At 48.7% G+C, this 21,988-nt stretch carries 20 protein-coding genes and 1 pseudogene; 11 read left to right on the forward strand and 10 right to left on the reverse strand.

The genetic code is table 11. The features are described from left to right. Nucleotides 1–12: 12 nt before the first annotated feature. Genes DWW91_RS16335 through DWW91_RS16345 form a run of 3 tightly spaced genes read right to left on the reverse strand, consistent with a single transcriptional unit; the run spans nt 13 to nt 3,265 of the window. The gene (locus DWW91_RS16335) at nt 13–486 is read right to left on the reverse strand and encodes a Fur family transcriptional regulator (RefSeq protein ID WP_007654655.1); all 474 of its coding nucleotides are present in this window, start codon (nt 484–486) and stop codon (nt 13–15) included. 57 nt (nt 487–543) lie between these two features. Beyond that, nucleotides 544–1,227: a DNA alkylation repair protein gene (locus DWW91_RS16340; protein WP_007654657.1), complete on the reverse strand. Its 684-nt coding sequence runs from the start codon at nt 1,225–1,227 to the stop codon at nt 544–546. A gap of 4 nt (nt 1,228–1,231) precedes the next feature. Further along, a complete protein-coding gene (locus DWW91_RS16345) occupies nt 1,232–3,265 on the reverse strand; it encodes a dihydrofolate reductase (RefSeq protein WP_370449589.1) in 2,034 nt (677 codons plus the stop codon). A gap of 161 nt (nt 3,266–3,426) precedes the next feature. Here DWW91_RS16345 and mnmA point away from each other — a divergent pair, with 161 nt between their 5' ends. The 7 genes and pseudogenes from mnmA (at nt 3,427) to DWW91_RS16380 (ending at nt 9,106) form a co-directional block, all read left to right on the forward strand. After that, nucleotides 3,427–4,503 carry a tRNA 2-thiouridine(34) synthase MnmA gene (gene mnmA, locus DWW91_RS16350; protein ID WP_007654661.1) on the forward strand — a complete coding sequence of 359 codons (1,077 nt, stop codon included), beginning with the start codon at nt 3,427–3,429 and terminating at the stop codon, nt 4,501–4,503. Between the two features lie 53 nt (nt 4,504–4,556). Beyond that, nucleotides 4,557–4,766, forward strand: coding sequence for a hypothetical protein (locus tag DWW91_RS16355; protein WP_007654662.1), 210 nt, complete (start codon nt 4,557–4,559; stop codon nt 4,764–4,766). Then, a pseudogene (locus tag DWW91_RS16360) lies at nt 4,763–5,044 on the forward strand (type II toxin-antitoxin system YafQ family toxin). Before DWW91_RS16355 ends, DWW91_RS16360 begins: the two are co-directional and overlap by 4 nt. Before the next feature lie 321 nt (nt 5,045–5,365). Next, nucleotides 5,366–5,743 (forward strand): DUF2141 domain-containing protein, encoded by a 378-nt coding sequence (locus DWW91_RS16365; RefSeq protein ID WP_010802090.1) that lies wholly within the window; start codon nt 5,366–5,368, stop codon nt 5,741–5,743. An 8-nt stretch (nt 5,744–5,751) separates the two neighbouring features. Next, entirely contained in the window at nt 5,752–8,124 is a 2,373-nt protein-coding gene (locus tag DWW91_RS16370; RefSeq protein ID WP_122328351.1) for an outer membrane beta-barrel protein, read from the forward strand. 80 nt (nt 8,125–8,204) lie between these two features. Then, nucleotides 8,205–8,834: a hypothetical protein gene (locus DWW91_RS16375; RefSeq protein ID WP_122328423.1), complete on the forward strand. Its 630-nt coding sequence runs from the start codon at nt 8,205–8,207 to the stop codon at nt 8,832–8,834. Then, on the forward strand, nt 8,819–9,106 hold the full coding sequence (locus tag DWW91_RS16380; protein WP_007654669.1) for a transcriptional regulator: 288 nt from the start codon (nt 8,819–8,821) through the stop codon (nt 9,104–9,106). The genes DWW91_RS16375 and DWW91_RS16380 overlap by 16 nt, the downstream gene beginning before the upstream one ends. 83 nt (nt 9,107–9,189) lie before the next feature. On the opposite strand, the gene DWW91_RS16385 is transcribed toward DWW91_RS16380, so the two are convergent. The 3 genes from DWW91_RS16385 to DWW91_RS16395 form a co-directional block, all read right to left on the reverse strand. After that, a complete protein-coding gene (locus tag DWW91_RS16385) occupies nt 9,190–10,131 on the reverse strand; it encodes a ribose-phosphate pyrophosphokinase (protein WP_007654670.1) in 942 nt (313 codons plus the stop codon). A 154-nt stretch (nt 10,132–10,285) separates the two neighbouring features. Continuing rightward, nucleotides 10,286–11,980, reverse strand: coding sequence for an alpha-amylase family glycosyl hydrolase (locus DWW91_RS16390; protein WP_199722598.1), 1,695 nt, complete (start codon nt 11,978–11,980; stop codon nt 10,286–10,288). A gap of 59 nt (nt 11,981–12,039) precedes the next feature. Next, the gene (locus DWW91_RS16395) at nt 12,040–12,879 is read right to left on the reverse strand and encodes a patatin-like phospholipase family protein (protein WP_007654675.1); all 840 of its coding nucleotides are present in this window, start codon (nt 12,877–12,879) and stop codon (nt 12,040–12,042) included. Nucleotides 12,880–13,039: 160 nt separating this feature from the next. Between DWW91_RS16395 and DWW91_RS16400 the strand changes: the two genes are divergently transcribed. Continuing rightward, nucleotides 13,040–15,244: a sodium-translocating pyrophosphatase gene (locus DWW91_RS16400; RefSeq protein WP_122328353.1), complete on the forward strand. Its 2,205-nt coding sequence runs from the start codon at nt 13,040–13,042 to the stop codon at nt 15,242–15,244. A gap of 107 nt (nt 15,245–15,351) precedes the next feature. After that, complete coding sequence (locus DWW91_RS16405; protein ID WP_122328354.1) at nt 15,352–16,521, forward strand: 6-bladed beta-propeller; 1,170 nt, start codon at nt 15,352–15,354, stop codon at nt 16,519–16,521. A gap of 60 nt (nt 16,522–16,581) precedes the next feature. On the opposite strand, the gene DWW91_RS28335 is transcribed toward DWW91_RS16405, so the two are convergent. From DWW91_RS28335 to DWW91_RS16415, 3 genes are all read right to left on the reverse strand, one after another. Continuing rightward, nucleotides 16,582–16,707: a hypothetical protein gene (locus DWW91_RS28335; RefSeq protein WP_255420034.1), complete on the reverse strand. Its 126-nt coding sequence runs from the start codon at nt 16,705–16,707 to the stop codon at nt 16,582–16,584. Nucleotides 16,708–17,131: 424 nt separating this feature from the next. Further along, entirely contained in the window at nt 17,132–17,605 is a 474-nt protein-coding gene (locus DWW91_RS16410) for a glucosaminidase domain-containing protein (protein ID WP_122328355.1), read from the reverse strand. A 21-nt stretch (nt 17,606–17,626) separates the two neighbouring features. Beyond that, nucleotides 17,627–18,082, reverse strand: coding sequence for an HU family DNA-binding protein (locus tag DWW91_RS16415; protein ID WP_122328356.1), 456 nt, complete (start codon nt 18,080–18,082; stop codon nt 17,627–17,629). A gap of 218 nt (nt 18,083–18,300) precedes the next feature. Between DWW91_RS16415 and DWW91_RS16420 the strand changes: the two genes are divergently transcribed. Both DWW91_RS16420 and DWW91_RS16425 read left to right on the forward strand, forming a co-directional pair. Further along, entirely contained in the window at nt 18,301–19,242 is a 942-nt protein-coding gene (locus DWW91_RS16420; protein ID WP_122328424.1) for a hypothetical protein, read from the forward strand. 97 nt (nt 19,243–19,339) lie between these two features. Beyond that, nucleotides 19,340–19,564: a DUF4248 domain-containing protein gene (locus DWW91_RS16425; RefSeq protein ID WP_046145278.1), complete on the forward strand. Its 225-nt coding sequence runs from the start codon at nt 19,340–19,342 to the stop codon at nt 19,562–19,564. A 278-nt stretch (nt 19,565–19,842) separates the two neighbouring features. On the opposite strand, the gene DWW91_RS16430 is transcribed toward DWW91_RS16425, so the two are convergent. Continuing rightward, complete coding sequence (locus tag DWW91_RS16430) at nt 19,843–21,957, reverse strand: VapE domain-containing protein (protein WP_046145279.1); 2,115 nt, start codon at nt 21,955–21,957, stop codon at nt 19,843–19,845. Nucleotides 21,958–21,988 lie beyond the last annotated feature (31 nt).

The raw sequence follows: 21,988 nt of genomic DNA on the forward strand, positions 1-21,988 counted from the left end.
TATAATAGGCTGTTAATATTCTTTTTTACTATTCTTCTGCTGAAGCTTGAACTTGCATTTACTGCATATCCCGTAGATATACAGCGCATGAAATTCCTGTGTGAAACGGGATATCTTCAGATTGTTGACCTCCTTTTTCAGCACGCTGTCTTTCATTTCCCGAATGGCCCCGCACTTCATGCAAACCAGGTGCAGGTGCGTTTCTGCCAATGCCCGCAGTTCGTACTGAACCGACTGGGCGTTGAGTTGATGCCGCACGATCAGGCCGCCGTCTTCCAGCACATCCAACGTGTTGTAAAGCGTTGCCCTACTCACATGGAAGTTCGCCTCTTCCAACTTTTCCTGAAGGGAGTACATATCGAAATGACCGGCGAAGCGACAGATGCATTCAAAGATCGCATATCTTTCCTCCGTCTTTCGTAGTTTTTTCTCAGTCAGATACTCCGTAAACGACTGCTTCATCTCTATGTACTTCTTCTCATCCATTTCGTTGCGACTCTACGCGACCGACAAAGTTAGCGCATTTATTTTAAACGCAAAGCCTTAGCTATAATATTCAAATTCAAATTTTAAATCATTATAGATTTCCTGCCCTTCCGGTGTCTTCATAAACTCCGGAAAGTCATCGAAACCACTCAACATTTGTTTCGCATGATCGGCCGACTGGCGACCGTAAAATTTCATTGCTTTTATCGCTGCCTGCTTCTCTTTCCAGGAAGCGCCGAAGTCGGGCCAGGCAATCGTCCGCATACATTCCACAATGAATGCGGCTCTCACCGGCGCAACCACCGTCTTCCCTACCCTGAACAGTTCCATCCAGATAAGGTAAGCCACCGTACGGGCATATTCGTCTTCCACATTAAAAATCAGCCCGAGCAGAAGGTTATCGACATACGGCAATTTGCAGAACAAATTACGGCTGCATTGTTCCGCTATTTCCAGATAGGGTATTTCTTTCACCCACTGTTCCGCCTGTTTAAAAGGAAAATCATCCACAGGTTGCAACAGGGATGCCAGTATCTTAAACTCGCGGATATCCTCTTTCCACAAAGCGGCTGCCAGATCCGAACCAGGTTCGTGCCGAGCGGCTATCTGCTTTATTTCGGGCAGAGGGACACCGAAGTTCAGCTTATAATCGATGCCCTTTTCGCGCATGCTGGTGGATATGACACCGTTCATTGCCATGCGCAGTTGGGTACGTATTTCTTTTAGTTCGTCCTGTAACATATCTTTAATCGTTATAAGATGGCAGGAATGAATAATCCTGGCTGTAACGAAGCATCTGGTCTGCGTATCCTTCAGTATAATCGAGAACGATATCGGTCACTTCGCCTTTGTCGTTCCTTACCTCTTTCATCACCGGGTTCACAAAACCTTTGTATGGAGCCAGGTTCAGTTTGGCATAGCGGGCAAGCACTTCGTCGTGTAAGGTCTGGTCTACTTTCACACCGTAGTCTTCCACCAGTTTCTTTCCGGCGGCGAAATCGCCTTCGCTCTTGATGCGCTGCACTTCTGCCAATAAGGTGCCGAACAAGTTGCGGAGTTTGGCATAATCGTTTACAACGACATATGTCTTGCCGTCACGCTTCTTATATTCGATAACGTTATCGGCTTTACCGTTCTCATAGGCCCACCGGGCGATCAACTGACGGTTACGCATGTGAGCTTCTTCTACATCTTTGCCGGCTTCGATACGGACAAGCTGTGTCATCAGGCCATTCATGATATACTTATAATACTCGGCCTTATAGGCTTCGCCATCCGGAACCAGACCTAATTCAACCAGCTTCGGGTCGGCCAGGTAATAAAGGCCGAAGAGGTCGGCACGTGCTTCTTCCAAAGTGGAATCGTAGGCTTTCAGTGCGCCCGATTCGGTATCGGGCAGAAGTTTGCCGGAACCATGTCCCAGGCATTCATGCAGGTCGGTATGCAGATTGCCAGTCAGGAAGCCGTATTTTGCAAGGGCTTCACGCTCCGCATCACTCCAGATAAATTCTTCATTAAAGCCATTGCCCTGCGACGCCTTGTCGTAAGCCTCGGTTATATTCTCAATCGTAACGGACTTTGAGCCGTGGTCGCGGCGAATCCAATCCGCATTCGGCAGATTGATGCCGATCGGCGTTGCCGGATAACAATCGCCTCCCAACATGGATACGGTGATCACTTTGGCACTCACCCCTTTTACCTTTTCCTTCTTGAAGCGTTTGTCGACCGGAGAATGATCTTCAAACCATTGCGCGTTATCGCTGATAATCTTCGTGCGCTTGGTCGCTTCCTTATTGATAAAGTTTACGGTCGACTCCCAGCTGGCTTTCATACCCAGCGGATCACCGTACGTTTCGATAAAACCGTTCACGAAATCCACTTCCGAAGTCGTATCCTCTACCCAAAGGATGGAGTAGGCATCGAATGTCTTCAAGTCACCGGTCTGATAGTATTCAACCAGTTTTTCGATAATAGCCTTCTGGGTATCGTTTTCGGCAAAAGGAACGGCTTTCTGCAATTCGCCTGCAATCTGTTCGATAGCGGCCGAATAAAGGCCTCCTACTTTCCATACCTTCTCGACAATCTTTCCGTTCTCCTTCACCAGCCGGCTATTGAGTCCGTAAGAGATCGGGGTGATGGTGTCTTTACCCGTTTTCATAGCGGCATAATAATCTTCCACCTCTTTCTGGGTAATACCGCCGCCATAGTAGTTATTGGCAGACGCCAGGATCAGATCCCGGTCGCCGCTCTGTACGGTACGTTTAGCCAATACAGCCGGATCAAAGATCACCGGAGAGATTTCTGCAACAAACTGCTCCAGAGTCTGTCCTTCACGCAAAGGAAGTTCAGAAACATTCACCTGCTCCAGACAGCTCTGAAAGAATTCGGGGGTAAAGCCGGGAACAAACTTATCCTCTGCATAATGGTGATGGATGCCGCTTGAGAACCATACCCGTTTCAGGTACGTCTCCAGGGCCTTGAACTGCTCATCCTCGCGATTTCCTTTATATTCCTTGTAAACCGTTTCCAATGCGCGGCGAACCGGCAGGTTATAACGACAATTCTGGTCAAAGAATATGTCGCGCCCCATCAGCGCAGCCTGCGACAGATGATATAATAACTGTTTTTGTTTCAACGAAAGAGACTCGAATCCCGGAACCTGGTACCGAAATATCTGAAGGTCTGCGAACTGGTCTACCACATAATTAAAATCCTCCTGCGGCGCCTGAACATTCTTTTCTTTCGGGCCTGCACAGGCAGTTAATGCCACTGCTGTCATAAGCGATACAATTGTATTTCTCATTTTATTTATACTAATTCTTTTGTTTTTTCTGAAGTATTACAACGAAAGGCTCTCCCGCAAAGGTAACGAATAAATCGAAGCCATAGGAATATCACCCTAATATTTTGTACCTTTGCAACCGATATATTTATTAAAGAATGGAAATAGCAGCATTAGTATCAGGAGGTGTGGACAGCTCCGTAGTTGTCCATCAGTTGAAGGAGGCGGGATATGATCCTACCATCTTCTATATCCGTATCGGTATGGAAGATAAAGACGGATATATCGACTGCCCCGCCGAAGAGGATATAGAAATTACATCTTACATAGCACGCAAATACGGTTGTCGCATGGAAGTGGTATCCCTGCATGACGAATACTGGGACAAAGTGGTCAGCTACACGATCGACTCGGTGAAGCGCGGCCTCACCCCCAACCCGGACATGATGTGCAACAAATTCATCAAGTTCGGCTGCTTCGAAGAGAAATGGGGGAAAGACTTCGATAAAATCGCCACCGGCCATTATGCCACAACGACCGAGATAGACGGAAAAGTATGGCTCTCCACCGCCAAAGACCCGGTGAAGGACCAGACCGATTTCCTGGGACAAATCACGCGCCTGCAAATCCAGAAGCTGATGTTCCCGATCGGCCACCTGATGAAAGCGGAAGTCCGTGCCATCGCCGCCGAACAAAAGCTCCCCAGCGCCATGCGCAAGGACAGCCAGGGTATCTGCTTCCTCGGTAAAATCAATTACAACGACTTTATCGAGCGTTACCTGGGCAAACGTGTCGGAAAAATCGTCGAACTGGAAACGGGCAAGGTACTAGGCAAGCACAACGGCTACTGGTTCCATACCATCGGCCAGCGGAAAGGACTGGGCCTGAGTGGCGGTCCGTGGTTCGTCATCAAGAAGGATATCAAGCGCAACATCATCTATGTCTCCAACGGCTACGACCCGGAAACGCAATACGGGAAGACAATCAACCTGCATGGTTTCGACTTCATCACCGAAGATCCGTGGGGAGAATTTACCGATGAAAAAGAAATCACCTTCAAGATACGCCATACCCCCGATTTCACACCGGGACGTATCCGCCGTATTGGTGACCTTTACCGTATCGAATCGGAAAACAAAATACAGGGTATCGCTCCCGGCCAGTACGGTGTTGTCTACGACAAGGATCATCATCTCTGCCTGGGTAGCGGCATGATTATTGACGAAGAAAAATAAGTCTTTGTCAATAATTATATTTATCTTTGTATCAGACTATAATATATACGACTATGGAAGCAACAACATTAAAAACATTCGAGATATCCATTCCCGAAAAATACGCATCCGCCATACGCTCACTGGTTAAAAGTATGGGAGGAAGCATCAAAGTCCGCAAAGAAAAGAAATGCGGCCTGGATGAAGCATTGGAAGATGTGAAGGCCGGAAGAGTATATCATGCTGAAAGCACAGAAGATATGATGAAACAAATCTTCGGATGAATAAGAAATATACACTCAATTATACGGGTAAGTTCAAGAAAGATTTGAAACTCTGTAAGAAAAGAGGATACAATATTTCTTTATTTGAAAAAGTCTCTAAACTCCTTGAAACAACTGGTACCCTCCCACCCGAATATCACCCGCATAAATTAAGCGGCAAATACGAAGGCTTATGGGAATGTCATATTCAATCCGACTGATTACTGGTTTGGAATCAAAATGATACGGAACTTATGCTTCTGTTTACAGATACCGGCACTCATGCCGATCTGTTTTAATAGAAAAATTCAAAATTAGAATGACTGCGGCAACTATCTCGAATGGTTGCCGCAGTCGTTTTATATGATTGTAGCACCTGTTTTTTACCACTGCGGCAGCTATTTCTTACAATTGCCGCAACCATTTTCCCGGTATACCGCCTTTATTTCAACTATTTCACCCTATTGTTTCATTTTTTTCGCCTTTAATTTGGTTTATAACATAAACCATTTTATATTTGCAGCGTGTAGGTGAGACATGCGCAGCTCCTTGCACTTTTTTAATCCATATATGGTTTATATTATAAACTTATTTACATTTACTTTTAAAGTAAACAAAACATGGAAACGAAACGAATCATACTATTTATTCTGGCAATATTCTTTACTTGCAATCTTGCCGAAGCACGGACAATCATCGTCAAAGTGAGTAACATACGCGGAGAAAACGGAACAATCCTCGTCATGGCTCAATCAGGAAAAGAGACAAAACCGGTATACGGCATGGCCAAACCGGAGAAAGGAGAAGCAACTATCACGCTTAAAAACGTCGAATGGGAACAGTTCGATATCTCAGTCTTCCATGACGAAAACGGCAATTACCAAATGGACTTCACCGAAGACAAAAAGCCGGCTGAAGGATATGCCATGAAAAAGTGTAAAACGCAACAGGAAGAAGAGACGGTCAAACTGAAATTATATTACCCGGCAAACGAGTAAGACATGAAATGGCTGTTATTCTTTACACTCTTCTTTGCTACCGGCTTTCCGGCTATGGCCCGGAAGCCGGCAACGGCAGGATTTACTCCGGCCACATTACCGACGGGCAGGGAAACGGAGTTGAATACGCGACAATCGTCCTCTTGCAGGATGAGATTCAAAAAGCAGGTACGACAACCGACAACAAGGGCAATTTCACTATGGAAGCAAAAGCAGGAACATATAAAGTAATCGTCCGGTGTATCGGATATGAGCCGCTGCAAAAAGAATTATTGCTGCCCGCATCCATGCACGACACCCTTTCGTTGAAGGCTTCTTCCTATGCCTTGAAAGAGGTTGTGGTACAGGCAAAAAATATCGAACGCAAAGCAGACCGCTTCGTCCTGTCCGTCTCCCCTTCCACCGGGAAAGACGGAACCGAGTTATTGTCGCAGGCTCCCGGCGTATGGCTGGCAGAAGATAATATCTCCATCAACGGAGCACAGGGCACAAAGGTATTCGTCGATAACCGCGAAATAAAACTTACCGGCGAAGAACTTCTCACCTACCTTCGTTCGCTGAAATCGGAAGATATCAGGCGAATAGAAGTCATCCCGATAGCCGGAGCAGAATATGAAGCCAGCTCACGGGGCGGAATCATCCTAATCTCACTCCGTCGGCGGCAAACGAACGGTATCCAGGGGAGTGTCACGGCCGGGACCGCCTTATCTTCTACCCTTACCCGTTACATGCCTTCCGGAACACTCAATGCACGTCTCGGGAAATGGACCGTAAACGCTGCCGCCTCCGGCAATTTCACACCGAAGAATGAGAGCATGATGACATCCGTCAGGCAATATCCGGACAACGACAACCGCTTTTCCAGCCTCTCCAGGTTCGACACACGATCGGACTATGGTACGGGACACATCGGAGCCATCTTCGAAATCGATACCGTCAACAGCATCGGAGCGGAGATAGAATATGTCGGACAGCTGTCTAAGGGCAACTCTTACAGCGAAACGGAACTGACCAAGCAGGAATGGCTAATAAACAGCACCGGCGATTATAACCAGAAGGATGATTACAACACTTTATCCGCTACCACCAACTACCTGCATAAACTCGACGACAAAGGCTCCCTGCTCAAATGGATTGTCGATTATGCCGACAAAAAGTCAACGGGGAAAAACAACTACTATGTCGTACAAAAGGCAGCAGGCCGGGATACAGACAGTACGTACCGAAGTAACAGCGATGCGACCTACAAGATCGTCACCACCGATATTTCAATGAATAAATACTTCCGGAAAGGAATGTCGCTGAACACCGGCCTGAAGTACACGCATACATTCATGGACGATAATTCCTGCTACGAAGATCTCTCGGCCGACCAACAATGGAGTATCAGTCCGGCTTACGGCTACGCACTCAAATACAAGGAAAACATCATGGGAGTATATGCATCTTTTTCAACAGAAATCAATCGCTGGGCGTTCATAGCCGGACTGCGGGGTGAATATACCCGGACCGCGAACGAGAGCGACCGGATTAAACGGGATTACTTCGACCTGTTCCCGAGCCTGAGCGCCACCTATGCCTTCAACAACCTGAAGACCTGGATGCTGGTCGGACAATACACGCGCAACATCGAACGTCCGGCCTTCTATACGCTCAACCCGAACCGGCTCCAGACTTCCGATTACAGCTACAACATAGGCAACCCCTACCTGCAACCGACCTATATCCACCGTTTCAGCACGACCCTTGTCTATAATTACCGTTACACGCTGACAATCGGAGGCAGCCTGCACCGCAACCTGATCCGCGAATTCTGCAAGGTAGATGCCGTCGACCCGGACGTTTCGTATATCACCTACGAAAACCATGACGTCGAAAACCATTGGTTCGTTGCCGCCAGTATCCCGGTTCAACCCGGCCCATGGCTTAACCTGGCAGCCAATTTCGTCGGTGTACGCCAGGATATCCGTATGACGGAGAAAGCCGCATTTGCCCACCATTACCTGGCATTCGCAAACGCGACCGCAACCTTCACGCTGCCGAAAGACATCACGTTCGAAGGACAATACAACGGAGCCAGCCGCCTGTATTCAGGAAACAGCGAAGTGGCTCCCCGGCACATCGTCAGCCTGTTTGCCCGGAAGAAGCTGGCCGGCAACCACTTTCTGATAACTGTTTCGGCCGATAATATCTTCAACCGCTATAATGACTTTGCCAGCCATATCGAAGCCTACACGTCACAAAGCCACTTCAAAAGCGGACACCTCGGACGTACCTTCAAAGCGACACTGACCTGGAACTTCAACAGCGGCAGGAAAGTCAAGAAGCCGACAATCGAACGGGGCGTAAACTCTGAAAGAAACCGGTTGAACGAAAAATAGATCGGAATGATTGACTGTTAAAAACAATGACATTATCTTTGAACAAACATAGTACGAACAATATAAAAACAAATAAAATCATGGAAGAAAGACTTTTAAACGAGAAAGAAAGCCTGGAACTCATCACACAGATGATAAACTCCAGCAAAAAGAATATGGAGATCGGCCAGGGGAATTACCTCCTGGTGTGGGGTTATTTCACAACTGCCCTGTCGATCATTCTGTTTACACTGATCGCTCTTACCCACAACATGATATGGAGCTGGGGATGGATGCTGATGTTCGTCATGTGGCCCGTCATGTCTTACCGGCAAAGGCAGCAGCCCCCGAGGGTCATCACCTATACCGACAAAGTAATCATGCAGGTCTGGCAGGTAATGGGCTGGATGTTTGTCATCACTTTCCTGACAACTGGCACCATTGAGTTCATTTTCGGCAGATACGTCGACTTTATCCTTATGCTGCCGTTATCCCTGATATACTGCGGATTGGGAGTATCTATCACCGGTATTATCGTACAGGGGCGCTGGATGATTTATACCCCTTTGGTTGCCTTTGTCATAGCGATTTATATGCTAACCATGCTGATAATGGGTGAAAAAGCGACAACTTTGTGGTATCTTTACTTCGGTTTATCGTTCGTGTTTATGATGATCATACCCGGACATATCGTCAATAATAAAGCCAGGAAGCAATGTTTAAAGAATTAGATCCGTTACTTCATTCACAATTGCGGCTCGCCGTGATATCCATCCTCCTTTCGGTCGAGGAGGCTGAATTCGTCTATCTGCGGGAAAAGACGCAGGCGACAGCGGGAAACCTGAGTGTACAGATAGACAAACTGAGCGAAGCCGGCTACATAGAAGTCGAAAAGAGCTTTGTCGGAAAGAAACCCCGTACCACCTGCCGGATAACACCCGTAGGACGACAGGCATTCGAGAATTACGTAAATGCCCTGAAAGACTATATCGGAGGAAGCTAATCCCTCCGCCAGTCACCGTATACCAATAAAAAAGGCTGCCATCAATACGACGGCAGCCTTTTTATATCATTAATCCCTGCTAATTAAATAGCGTATAAAGAACTGATAGATTCGCCACTGCAAACACGGCGGATTGCTTCAGCAAACATATCGGCAACAGACAATACTTTTACTTTTTCGCATTTCTTTGCGTAAGGAATAGAATCGGTAAAGATCATTTCCGTCAATGCAGACTGGTCTACACGGGTAGAAGCCGGGTCAGACATAACAGCGTGGCTGGCGATTGCACGTACAGACTTAGCGCCGTTTTCAATCATCAGGTTAGCGGCCTTGGTGATTGTACCGGCTGTATCCACCATATCATCCACCAAAAGAACGTCCAAGCCTTCCACGTCACCGATGATACGCATTTCAGCTACCTCATTGGCACGCAGGCGTGACTTGTGGCAGATAACCATCGGCAATCCCAGATATTTGGAATAGCTGCTGGCACGTTTCGTACCACCCACGTCAGGTGTTGCGATACATAAGTTATCCAAAGGCAGTTCTCCCTTGATATAATCCAGGAAGATAGAAGAAGCATACAGGTGGTCGACAGGAACATTGAAGAATCCCTGGATCTGGTCTGCATGTAAATCCATTGTAATCAGACGGTCGATACCGGCAGTGCTCAACATATCTGCGATCAATTTTGCACCGATAGACACACGGGGTTTATCCTTTCTGTCCTGACGGGCCCAACCGAAATAAGGAACAACAGCAATTACAGAATGTGCAGAAGCACGTTTAGCCGCATCAATCATCAGGAGCAACTCCATCAGATTGTCCGAGTTAGGAAATGTTGATTGAACAAGGAACACGTCACGACCACGGATAGACTCTTCATAAGATACTGAAAATTCACCGTCAGCAAAATGTTGAATGTTCATCTGCCCCAGAGGACAACCAAGACTATTGCAAATTTTCTCTGCAAGATACCGGGAGTTGGTTCCCGAAAACACCAAGAAAGGAGTTTGTGCACTCATTATTCCGAATATTTATCTTAAGTAAATAGATTTGAATTGTGCTGCAAAAGTACAAAACTTATTTGCAATTATCCCTTTATCTTCGGAAAACTTTCAACAATAAGGGCGAGTCAACCCCGCCCCTGTTACTTTTTCTAACGAAATGAAAGACTCATCACTTATACGTAAACTTCAGAACCTTACCCGAATAAGCCGGCAAAACCAGCTGATACGGCCACGCCGCCGTCAGCGTACTGATACTGGTCTCTCCCGTCAACAAATCCGTCAGCGTAGCGGCCTTGTTATCGTCAAAACCCAGTGTAAGAAATGCGTCGGAAGGAATCTTTACCCGCACCGTCTGTTCGCTTTTATCGAAATTCACGACAATCAGTACGACCTCGTTACGGTATTTGCGCATAAAGGCATACTGGCTATTCGAATTGAAATACGGATTCCGCGAGTTGGCATACATCAGGTCGAAGAAAGCCCCCTGAGTAATGGCCTGCTCCGATTTCGCCACGTTCAGTATCCGGGCATACTTCTCACGCAATTCACGCTGCTCGTGCGTCAAACCGGCGCCATCGAACTTCCAGTCGTTGATCCATTTGCGCAGGCTCTCCACGCTCCAGTAATCGAATATCGTCGTACGCCCGTCGCGTCCGCTGAAACCTTCCTCGTCCATACCCGGCTCGCCCAACTCCTGACCGCTGTAGATCATGACCGGGTTCGTATTCATCATGGCCGAAACAATCATGCCGGGGATACCCGGACGGTGATCGCCGGCAAAGAAATAAGAGGCGATACGCTGCTCGTCATGGTTTTCCAGGAAGTTCAACATATGTGACTGGATACCTTCCAGGCTCTGCCAGCAGTAAGAGATCGCGTTGGCAGCAGCCTGATTGCACATCACCGCACGCACGGTATCGTACAGTCCTACCTTATCATACAAATAGTCAAAATGACCGTTGAAAATATAGTTACGGTATTCTGCCGGATTATAAACCTCGGCAATGAAAACAACAGCATGTTTTTCTTTTACCTTCGGAATCACCCAGTTCCAAAATTCCACCGGTACCATCTCCGCCATATCGCAACGGAAACCGTCAACGCCTTTATCCGCCCAGTAAAGCAGGATATCCAGCATCTTCGTCCAGGTGCCGGGCACCGGGTTGAAATGACAGATCCGGCCATTCACATAATCCACGCCATAATTCAGTTTGACCGTTTCGTACCAGTCGTTCTTTCCCGGACACGGACTAAAACAGTCATTTCCCGTCACTTTAGCGGGGAACTCGCTATAATCGTAATCCCCGTGCGCTTCGGCAAACGACAGGTGCAACGGGCATCCCGGAATATAATAGAAGTTATTATTGCGGTCGAACCCTTTGGTCGTATCATCATGCTGCCCCAGATCTTCGACATACGACATGCGGGCATCCGAGTAATATTCGCGTGCCACATGGTTCGGCACAAAGTCAATGATCACCTTCATCCCGGCATCGTGCGTACGTTTCACCAACGCCTCGAACTCCTTCATACGGTTCGGCACCTTCTCTGCCAGGTCGGGGTCTATATCGTAGTAATCTTTTATTGCATAAGGGGAACCGGCTTTGCCTTTCACCACGTCCGGATGGTCTTTGCGTATCTGATAAGCGGAATAATCGGTCTGGGTAGCATGTTCTATCACTCCGGTGTACCAGATATGCGTCGTACCCAGTTCCTTGATCTTTGCCAGGGCCGTCGGTGAAAAGGCGGAGAACTTTCCTACTCCGTTTTCCCTTACACTACCGTTCTTTGCCAACGGAGACTTCAGATTTCCGAACCAACGGGGAAATACCTGATAAATGATCATTTTATCCATTTGTTTCATCGCTTTTATCAACTTTAAATATTATCGGTAAAAGTTATCCAGGCAAGCGCCGGACAAAGCTATGGCAGAAGCATATTGTTCTTCCGCGCCATAATCGCTTTCACCAGTGTTTCATGTTTATTCTCTTGTATCACCAATTCGAATGCGCGGATCGCTGCATCATAACCGATACGGGCAATCTGTTCCACATTCTCCAAATCAAAAGTCTTATACATGCCGAATTCTTCCGCCTCGATCAACACGTCGCACATCTCACGATCTTCCAGCGTATTGGCCCGGAACATATAATGATAGGAACGTTCTGCAATATGAAATATCGTTTGCTTGTATTTCTGGGGAACCAGCGGGCTGACATTCACCCCGATCACCCGCTCGCACCTGTCGCGGATTATGGAAACCGGGAAGTTATGAAACAAACCGCCGTCCACATAATGTACCCCGTTAATCACTACCGGACTGAAAATGATCGGTATACTGCACGAAGCAGTCACCGCCTCCACGATAGGCCCGCTATCGAACTCATGGCTTTCGCCGTTATCCAGATCGGTCGCTACCACAATCATAGGGATTTTCAGTTCTTCAAATGTCTTGGCTCTCAGATGGCGTTTCAGGAAATACCGGAAACGTTTGCTGTCGAACAAGCCGGACTTGGGAAGCTGGAGTTGTGCAAATTCGGAAAATTCACGGCCTGTAAAGAGTTCTTTCAACTCGTCTGCCGAATAGCCGTCGGCAAACAAAGTACCCATTAACGCACCGACACTCGTCCCAACGATGATATCCGGCTTCAGTCCGCACTCCTCCAGTAATTTGAATACCCCAAGGTGTGCAAAACCTTTCGCGCCTCCGCCGCTTAAGGCCAATCCCAATCTATAGGTCTTATGGTTCGATTCTTGCGTCATTGTATGTTTTCTCTCTTTTACGGTGACAAATATGCTGTTTTTTTTAGAATGAAACAGTATTATTTACGAAAAAGTTTCTCTACGTTTTTATTTTTCTTACATTTACGGGAAACAAAATAACGATCCTAAGGGGTGGTTATTCATTTTAAATCTAACGACTATGATAACTAGTATTTTCTGGATTGTGCCCGTAGCGTCGGTTCTGGCGCTGGTATTTGCCTGGTTCTTCTTCCGGCAAATGATGAAAGAGAGTGAAGGAACGGAAACGATGGCTAAAATCGCTTCTTATGTGCGTGAAGGTGCGATGTCGTACCTGAAACAACAGTACAAGGTAGTAGCCTCGGTTTTCCTTGTACTGGTTATCTTGTTTTCCATTATGGCTTACGGCTTCGGCGTACAGAACGAATGGGTGCCGATCGCCTTCCTGACCGGCGGTTTCTTCTCTGGACTGGCGGGATTCCTGGGGATGAAGACGGCGACTTATGCCTCCGCCCGTACAGCCAATGCCGCCCGTTCATCACTCAACAAGGGATTGCAGGTCGCTTTCCGCAGCGGTGCCGTCATGGGACTGGTGGTGGTCGGCCTCGGACTGCTCGACATCTCTTTCTGGTATGTCCTGCTGAACGCTTTCATTCCGGATGAAGCCCTGAACCCGACCCATAAACTGACCATTATCACTACGACCATGCTAACCTTTGGCATGGGAGCCTCTACACAGGCGCTCTTTGCCCGCGTGGGAGGCGGAATCTATACAAAAGCTGCCGATGTAGGAGCCGACCTTGTCGGGAAAGTGGAAGCCGGCATTCCGGAAGACGACCCACGTAACCCGGCCACCATCGCCGATAACGTGGGTGACAATGTAGGCGACGTAGCCGGTATGGGTGCCGACCTGTACGAATCTTACTGCGGTTCGATACTGGCGACCGCCGCTCTGGGCGCCGCCGCTTTCGTTTCGTCCGGCAATATAGAAATGCAATATAAGGCAGTAGTCGCACCGATGCTGATCGCGGCTGTCGGCATCGTCCTCTCTATCCTGGGTATTTTTGCCGTCAGGACGAAAGAGGATGCCAATATCCGGCAGTTGTTGAAGGCGCTGGCTATCGGTACAAACCTCAGTTCGGTGCTGATCGCTGTTTCCACCTTCGGGATACTTTATCTGCTCGGCCTCGACAACTGGTTCTGGATCAGTTGCTCGGTAGTGATCGGCTTACTGGTGGGTATCGTGATCGGTCAGGCAACGGAATATTACACCTCACAATCCTACAACCCGACCAAACGGGTTTCGGAAGCGGGACTGACAGGGCCGGCCACCGTTATCATTTCCGGATTAGGACTGGGAATGCTTTCTACCGCTATCCCCGTGCTGGCTGTTGTGGTAGGTATCATCTGCTCTTTCCTCTTTGCCTCGGGATTTGACTTTAACAATGTAGGAATGGGACTTTACGGAATCGGCATCGCTGCCGTCGGCATGCTTTCCACCCTGGGTATCACATTGGCTACCGACGCTTACGGCCCGATTGCCGACAATGCCGGAGGAAATGCCGAAATGTCTGGTCTGGGCAAAGAAGTACGCAAACGTACCGACGCCCTCGACTCGCTGGGTAACACCACAGCCGCCACCGGTAAAGGATTTGCCATCGGCTCTGCCGCCCTGACGGGATTGGCGTTGCTGGCGTCTTATATAGAAGAGATCAAGATCGGCCTGCTGCGCCTGGGAGAAAACGTCTTGTCGTTTGCCGACGGGCGTACGATGGAGGTATCGAAGGCTTCTTTCTCCGACTTTATGATCTACTACGATGTGACGCTGATGAATCCGAAAGTACTGTCGGGCATGTTCCTGGGATCGATGATGGCCTTTATGTTCTGCGGACTGACGATGAACGCCGTAGGACGCGCCGCCGGACATATGGTAGAAGAAGTACGCCGCCAGTTCCGCGAAATACCGGGTATCCTGACAGGAAAAGCGGAACCCGATTACGCCCGTTGCGTAGAGATTTCGACGAAAGGGGCACAACATGAGATGGTTGTTCCCTCATTGCTGGCGATCATCGCCCCGATAGTGACCGGACTGATATTCGGTGTGACCGGCGTGATCGGCCTGCTGATCGGCGGACTAAGCACAGGTTTCGTACTGGCCATCTTCATGGCCAACGCAGGCGGCGCCTGGGACAACGCAAAGAAACACATCGAAGAAGGCAACCACGGCGGCAAAGGCAGCGAAGCCCATAAGGCAACCGTTGTCGGCGATACCGTCGGCGACCCGTTCAAAGACACTTCCGGTCCGAGCCTCAATATCCTGATCAAGCTGATGAGCATGGTGGCTATCGTGATGGCGGGGTTGACTGTAGCGTGGAGTTTGTTCTGAAACAGTTAATATTATCTAACCGGGATCAAATACTTCCATACGAATAGTTCGTAATTACGAGCTATTCGTATTTTTGTTGATAGTAAACAACTTTAAATAGATCCTGTATGAAAACAACTTGTCTGCTCCTCTCCTCCGTCTTGTTACTGGGATGTTTATCCGCCTGCAACATTTTCACCCAGAAACAAAAAGCACTGAAAACGAACGACGGAAGTATCACCACCGTTGAAACAGGCGGAAACGAACTGACCGTGTGCGACTTCGCCCTGGCGAAAGACACTATCGACGTGCCGCTCAGCGAATTTGTCGAAGACTGCCGCATCATACGTTTCGACAACTCTGACTCCGCCATGTTCAAAGCCTGGTTCACACTCGTCACCGACCAGTATATCGGGGTACGGCAACGAAGCGGCGGACCGTTCAAACTCTTCGACAAAGAGGGTAAATTCCTGCACGACATCGGCTCCGTAGGCAATGGGGCCGGAGAATATGCCATATCCATTTACGATGAAGTCATCGACGAAAAGAACGACCGTATCTTCCTCTCGCCTTTCTATGGCCGGAAGATCATGGTGTACGGCACGAACGGCAAATGGATCAAAGACATCCCGCTTCCGGGACAGATCAACAAACCTAAATTATCGCTCAATGCGGACGGCACATTATCCGTCGTACACATGCCATTTCAGGAAGGGGAACCGCTCGCTTTCCAAGTGGATATGGAAGGAAACATCCTGAAACAGATCCCGGCAACCGCCAAAAGGACAGTGTCGGACTTCAACGGAGAAGTTTTCTCTTACAAAAACGGCAACGGGTTCGATTTCTTCCACACCAGCATAGACACTCTTTTTATCTACAATCCTGTCGGCAACCGGTTATTACCTGAATTTACCATGACTTTCCCGAATCCGGAAGAGAAACCGATACATCTATACTACCGGCTCCCGAATCACTTCATGGTCAATTATTATTTCTGGGGGAAAAACGGTCCGGAAAATAGCGGAGATATCCTGATTGATAAAAAGAAGAATGCTTCCTCCCATTTCCGTCTGATAAACGACTTCTACGGCAACCTCCCCATCTCCGGAACAGGCCACAATTTCTACCAGGGATATTTTATCCGGAATATGGAACCGGGACAGCTGGCCGAACAGATAGAAAAACATCTCGCCTCCGGCAAATGCCCCAGCCAGGACAGAAAGAAACTCGAGGAACTGGCAGCGACGCTGGATGAGAATGATAATAATGTGTTATTTGTCGGGAAAGTGAAGAAGTAAAGGGGATATGTGATAATTATAGAAATAATTGAACCTACTTTTCCCTTGATGGAAAAGTAGTCAAAAGATCAAGGCTGCACCTGCCTCGCTACTGCGCATCCTTCGTTCGCTGTCGTCTGTGAACTCGCTTCGCTCAAACAGCACAGCCTCCGGACGCTCTCTGCGGATGCTTCGCTTTACGCTCATCAGCTGAGGCCTTTCATAGAACGCTTTGCGTTCTCCTGGGATGGCCGATACTACCTGTTAAATCCGAAAGTTTTTGTTCTATAAGTATCGGTCTCGGCCATCCTAAGAGGAAGCTGTGCTTCCTGGGAAAGGCCTAAGCGGGTGAACGTCCGCGTAGGTGAAAGACGGAACGGTAAAGAAAATCCGTTGTTTGAGCGTAGCGAGTTTCGGATTTTCGAGTGGAGTCTTTCGTCGAAGTAGTGAAGCCGGTTGAGCCTTGATCTTTTGGTTACTTTTCTATCAAGAGAAAAGTAACATTCAAATCTGATAATATCCAAACCTTTCCTACTCTTCCTACTGCTTCTTCCTGCCCAACAGGAACCCCAACAACTCCATGATAAACTGGAGGATGGTTCTTACCTTGTTTCCACTGCCATTTTCTTTCTCACTCATACGCTTTATTATTTAAGTTATACACTATGGGGACCAGCGACCGTGCAATGCTTTCCAGCATGTTGCAATACGCCTCGCGGTTATCCCCGTTTACTTCACTGATATATTTGCTGTAGGCCATCTCGCGAGCATAAGCCCGGGGATAGTTGCTGACGGCGGCCGCCTGTTTGTAGGCGGTGGCGATCAGGCGGGCAAAATCGAGAAAACTGTTCTCCGCCCGGTCGTAACGGCGGAACACAAGGCCGCCGGGATTATCCAGGTCCGTCTTTCCCCCGTGCCAGTAAGCGTTGGAAACGCCATAGCCGGTCAGCCCGAAGAAATTATTGTAGTACGTAGCCAGGCGGCTCTCTCCCCACCCGCTTTCGATAGCAGCCTGCGCCAGGATGACTACCGGGTTCAGGCCGTACAACTCACCCGCCATACGGGCGGCGGGGAGGTACTTTGTTGTAAACGATTGCTTATCCATATGATATCCGTTTCAGGTAGATTACTCGATTTCGGGACGGTCGCTACCACCGCCTTCCGGCGGAGTTGAAGGTTTCGCCTCCTCCAATTTGAAGCGCTCCCCCTTCGTAGTCTGGGTCAGGTTACGAAGTTTGGCGCCGGGACGGAAACGGAGACGGGCACGGTACAACAAATTGGTCGAGAAATCATCGGTCGTAACACTTCCCGAACTGGTCTGGATCAGCTGGAACGTCCCCAGGTCGCCACACTGGACCACTTCCCCACGCCCCAGAAACATCAGAAGGAAACGGATCACACGGTCGATCACCACCTTCACATCCCCACTCGAAGCGGTCGAACTCTCCGCCACCGCATCACACAACTCATCAAACGTGCAGGTCCCCGTCGCACGGGTCTGGGCATAATAGAGCTTCTCTTTCCCTGCTTCCACATTTTTACTGAGGTTCTTCCGGAGAACCAAATGATACTGTACTGCCATAACTTTACTGTTTTTAGTTGATTATTAATTACATATCAAAGATACGACCGGAGGAAAGGCAGGTTGAAGCCATAGGTGACGGGACGTTACGAAGCGACAGTTTATTTCAGATAATTTCAGATATCGCCGGGCAATCGTATGAAAAGAAGATGGTATTATGTAGAAACAAATCCGAAAAGAAATCGTATATTTGTCAACGTACTAAAAAACAGAATGATATGACATTTATAGCCAATCCCATTTATGACGTCGTCTTCAAGTTTATGATGGAAGACGAGAAGGTAGCCAAACTGCTGCTTTCCGCACTATTGAAAAAAGATATCATCGAGTTGCAGATGCGCCAACATGAATACACAGCCATGCAACAAACCCGTATCTCCCTGTTCCGTATGGACTTCTCAGCCAAAATCCGTGACAACGACGGCACAGAACACCTTGTGCTTATCGAATTGCAAAAAACATGGCTGGCTACCGAAACTCTTCGTTTCCGCCAGTATCTGGGTACGCACTACCTCGATAAAAACAACATGCGCGACAATGGAGAGTCACGCTTCGGCCTGCCCATTATCTCCATTTATATCCTCGGTCATATCCTGGGCGACCTGAAAGAACCGGTCGTTTACGTACGCCGCCGATATCTGGATTACGATGATCAGGAGATCGATCAGAAAGATCCCTTTATCGAAAGTCTGACCCACGACAGCATCATCATACAGATTCCTTACCTGCAAGGTCGTACCCGCAATCGTCTCGAGCGCCTGCTCCATGTATTCGACCAGAATTACCGTACGCCCGGCGACGAGCATCTGCTAGAAATAGACGAAACCATCTTCACCGCCAACGAGCAGGTCATCCTTACCCGCTTACTTAAAGCCGGTGTAGCCCCTGACGTGCGCCGCTCCATGGAAGTAGAAGACGAAATCCTCTCCGAAATCGAAAAGCGCGACACTGACATTATGCAGAAAGAACAGGAACTCGAACAGAAAAGACGGGAACTCGAACAAAGCAAACAAGCGATCGAGCAAAGCAAACAAGAACTCGAACAAAAAGATAAAATGTTACAGGAAATGGTCCGAATGCTGACGCAAGCCGGAATTTCGCCGGAAGACATTGCACAAAAACTATCTTTATCCCTTCAGGATGTAAAAAATTTACTCTAAGGAAGTTATTCGATTACACGACTCGCTAAAAAACGAACAAATAATTTGCCGCATCCATTGATTTTTAGTATCTTAGAAGAATAAAACCATACATTTTATGGAACAAACGACCTTCACGATACGGGCCTACGGAGTAGGCGAACTGGCGGCACTCTACAGCCCTCACCTCAGCCGCAGGGGAGCGATCCTGCAACTTTGGCGGTGGATCAATTATCATGGCGTACTGAAAGCCAAACTGGTTGAACTGGGGTATCATCCCGGAGTCAGGAGTTTCACACCCCGCCAGGTGGAATGCATCGTCGAACATTTAGGGGAACCCTGAAAAAGAAGAGAACGGGTGGCGCAGTCATCCCAAAGGACTGCCGCAACTGTTTTCAGGGACTGCGGCAGTCGTTTTATGTCGTTGCGGCAACCCCTGAAAACAACTGCCGCAGCCAGTGGAGAAAGAAAGGGCGGGGGCAGAAAGGGCAGACAAAAAGGCATTTTTGAAAACTTTATAATAAGATGTCACTTGTTACTTCTATGAATGTTTCGTAGAAGTAACACCGTACAGAAGTTTTTCAAAACACCTTTTTGTCTGCCCTTTCTGCCCCCGATCAGTTAAAACGGAAGCTGCGGGTCGGGGCGTCCACCACCGTCATCCTCCTTATTATCACCACCTTCGCCCTCATCCGAAGGATCATAGCCAAATCCTTTGCGACGCGCTTCCACCTGGTCATTACTCAATTCCATGACGGCATACAGCCGCTTTCCATGTCTCTTTTGTGACTCGAATTCACCGCTTTTTAACACTCTGCCCAGCAAATTAACACTCATTGTAGTCATGGAATAGCGTGTTCGTTCCGCTATTTTAGACAGGATTTCGCTTGCAGAGAGCAAGAGGGGCAGCTCGAAACGGACCGGCTTGCGGAAATAGGTATAAAACAATTCCGCTTCGGGGCACGATTGCTGGAAAGGCTCGTTGTTGTCGTTTATTTCCGTTATGTCATTTTCGGCAAACCAATAACGGAAATTCTGTTTGTAGAGCGCCAGCGCCTGGGCATAGATGGCGGCATGGTCTATTTCAGAAGTATAATCGATCCGGAGCGTTTCGAAACAAAGGAAACGGCGCGACCCGGTGCGATCTGTCAGAATCTGGCTGTCGTTTACCGTGGCGGCAAACGAAGCACGGCGCACGAACGTCTCCGCATTACGGGCATACGGGCGGCGTTCGAGGATAGAATCTTTTGTGATCAGGGCCTTCAACTGGTTCAACTCCACGCGGCTCTGTCCCGACAGTTCATCGAGGATGATCAGGAAGCAATCGCTCATCAACAACGACGAATCTTTTGCCGTAGGATCGAGGTTGCCGGAGAAGACATAGTTTCTAAGCACGGGCGGCACCAGGTTGCGCAGCCAGGTGGTCTTCCCCAACCCCTGTGCACCGCTCAGCAACAAGACCGTATGATTGGTCTGCCGCTCGTCGATGGCACAGGCTACGACTGCCACCAGCCATTTCTTCAGGCATTTCTCCCAATACTCGGGGTGGGTAGTGTCGATTGTGGCTGCCAGGCGGCCGATAGGGTCCGTCGTCCCGTCCCAGCGCGGCAGGTTATCGAAGTAAGACTTGAAAGGATTGTACTCGGGACTGAAATCGGAATAGATCACCGAACGCAGGTCGGACACGCGGCAAAACACGCCCGATTTCTGCAATGCACACCAGACGGAATTCTCCCAATAATCGGTGACCGGTTGAAAGGCATCGTGTTTCTTCAGGTCCCGGTATTCAACCGTACGTCTGACGATATTGCGACGAAGTTTGTAATATTTCGTCAGAAACTCCTGTATCTGATTGACAAAACTGTCTCCGCGCTGCAAACGGAACGCCGGCTTCTCCGTAGCATATTGTTCGGTATGCGCATAAGCACTGTCGATTGCCTGTCGGCGTTCCTCGACCGGCAGGTCGTCAAATGATTTTGCGGCATAGGCTTCGACCTCCTCTCTGGCAACCCCGAAGCGGTTGCAGTAGCCGGCAAAAAGGTGCACGTAATTGTTGCGGTTGCCCTCGGCATAAGGGAACTTGCGGCTGGCCTTTCTACGGGCGGAAGAGATCAGTTGTGACACAGTCTTTCCGCCTATGGCTTCTATCGGCGGCAGATCGGCGGGCAAAGTGCCTTCCCCTTTCAGCCAGGGTTCGAAACGGGGAGAGAGATAGAGCTGCTGATCGTACGACATGATGCAGAGCCGTCCGGCATCGCTGCCCGAAGTGTCCGCCCCGACACCCAGCAGGCGTTCGTACCAGTCTTTCACCAGCTTGTAGACAGCGAGATGGTTTGCGGGGATCAGTTCGGTCCCGACAGCCGGATAGACAATGATCTTGATGCCCCGTCCGCGCGGGCTGATCCAGCAGGCCACCGTATAGACGGCTTCGCGCACCAGGGCAAGCAGGCGCGGCAAGTCTTCTTTGTTCAATTCATCGAAATCGAGGATGGTAAGCGGATTGTAGCCTGTCATATATTTCGGCAACCGTTGTTTCTGATAGGTAGCGGATACGGTTATGGCAGGCAGCTTTTTCTTCTGCATGTCGGCTTCATCCTGATTTCCGGCGTCCATAAAGGCGCGGATACGGTTAATTTCGGTGGCATACTTGCCATTGCGGATGTCGTAAAGGGCGTCGATCAGGGGAATATCCCCCATACATCTCTTAAATCCGGCGAATAAGGTTACGTTTATCATAATAAGATAAAATTAAGTGAGTATTATTCTG

Source organism: Parabacteroides sp. AF17-3 (assembly GCF_003635445.1).
GTDB lineage: Bacteria > Bacteroidota > Bacteroidia > Bacteroidales > Tannerellaceae > Parabacteroides > Parabacteroides goldsteinii.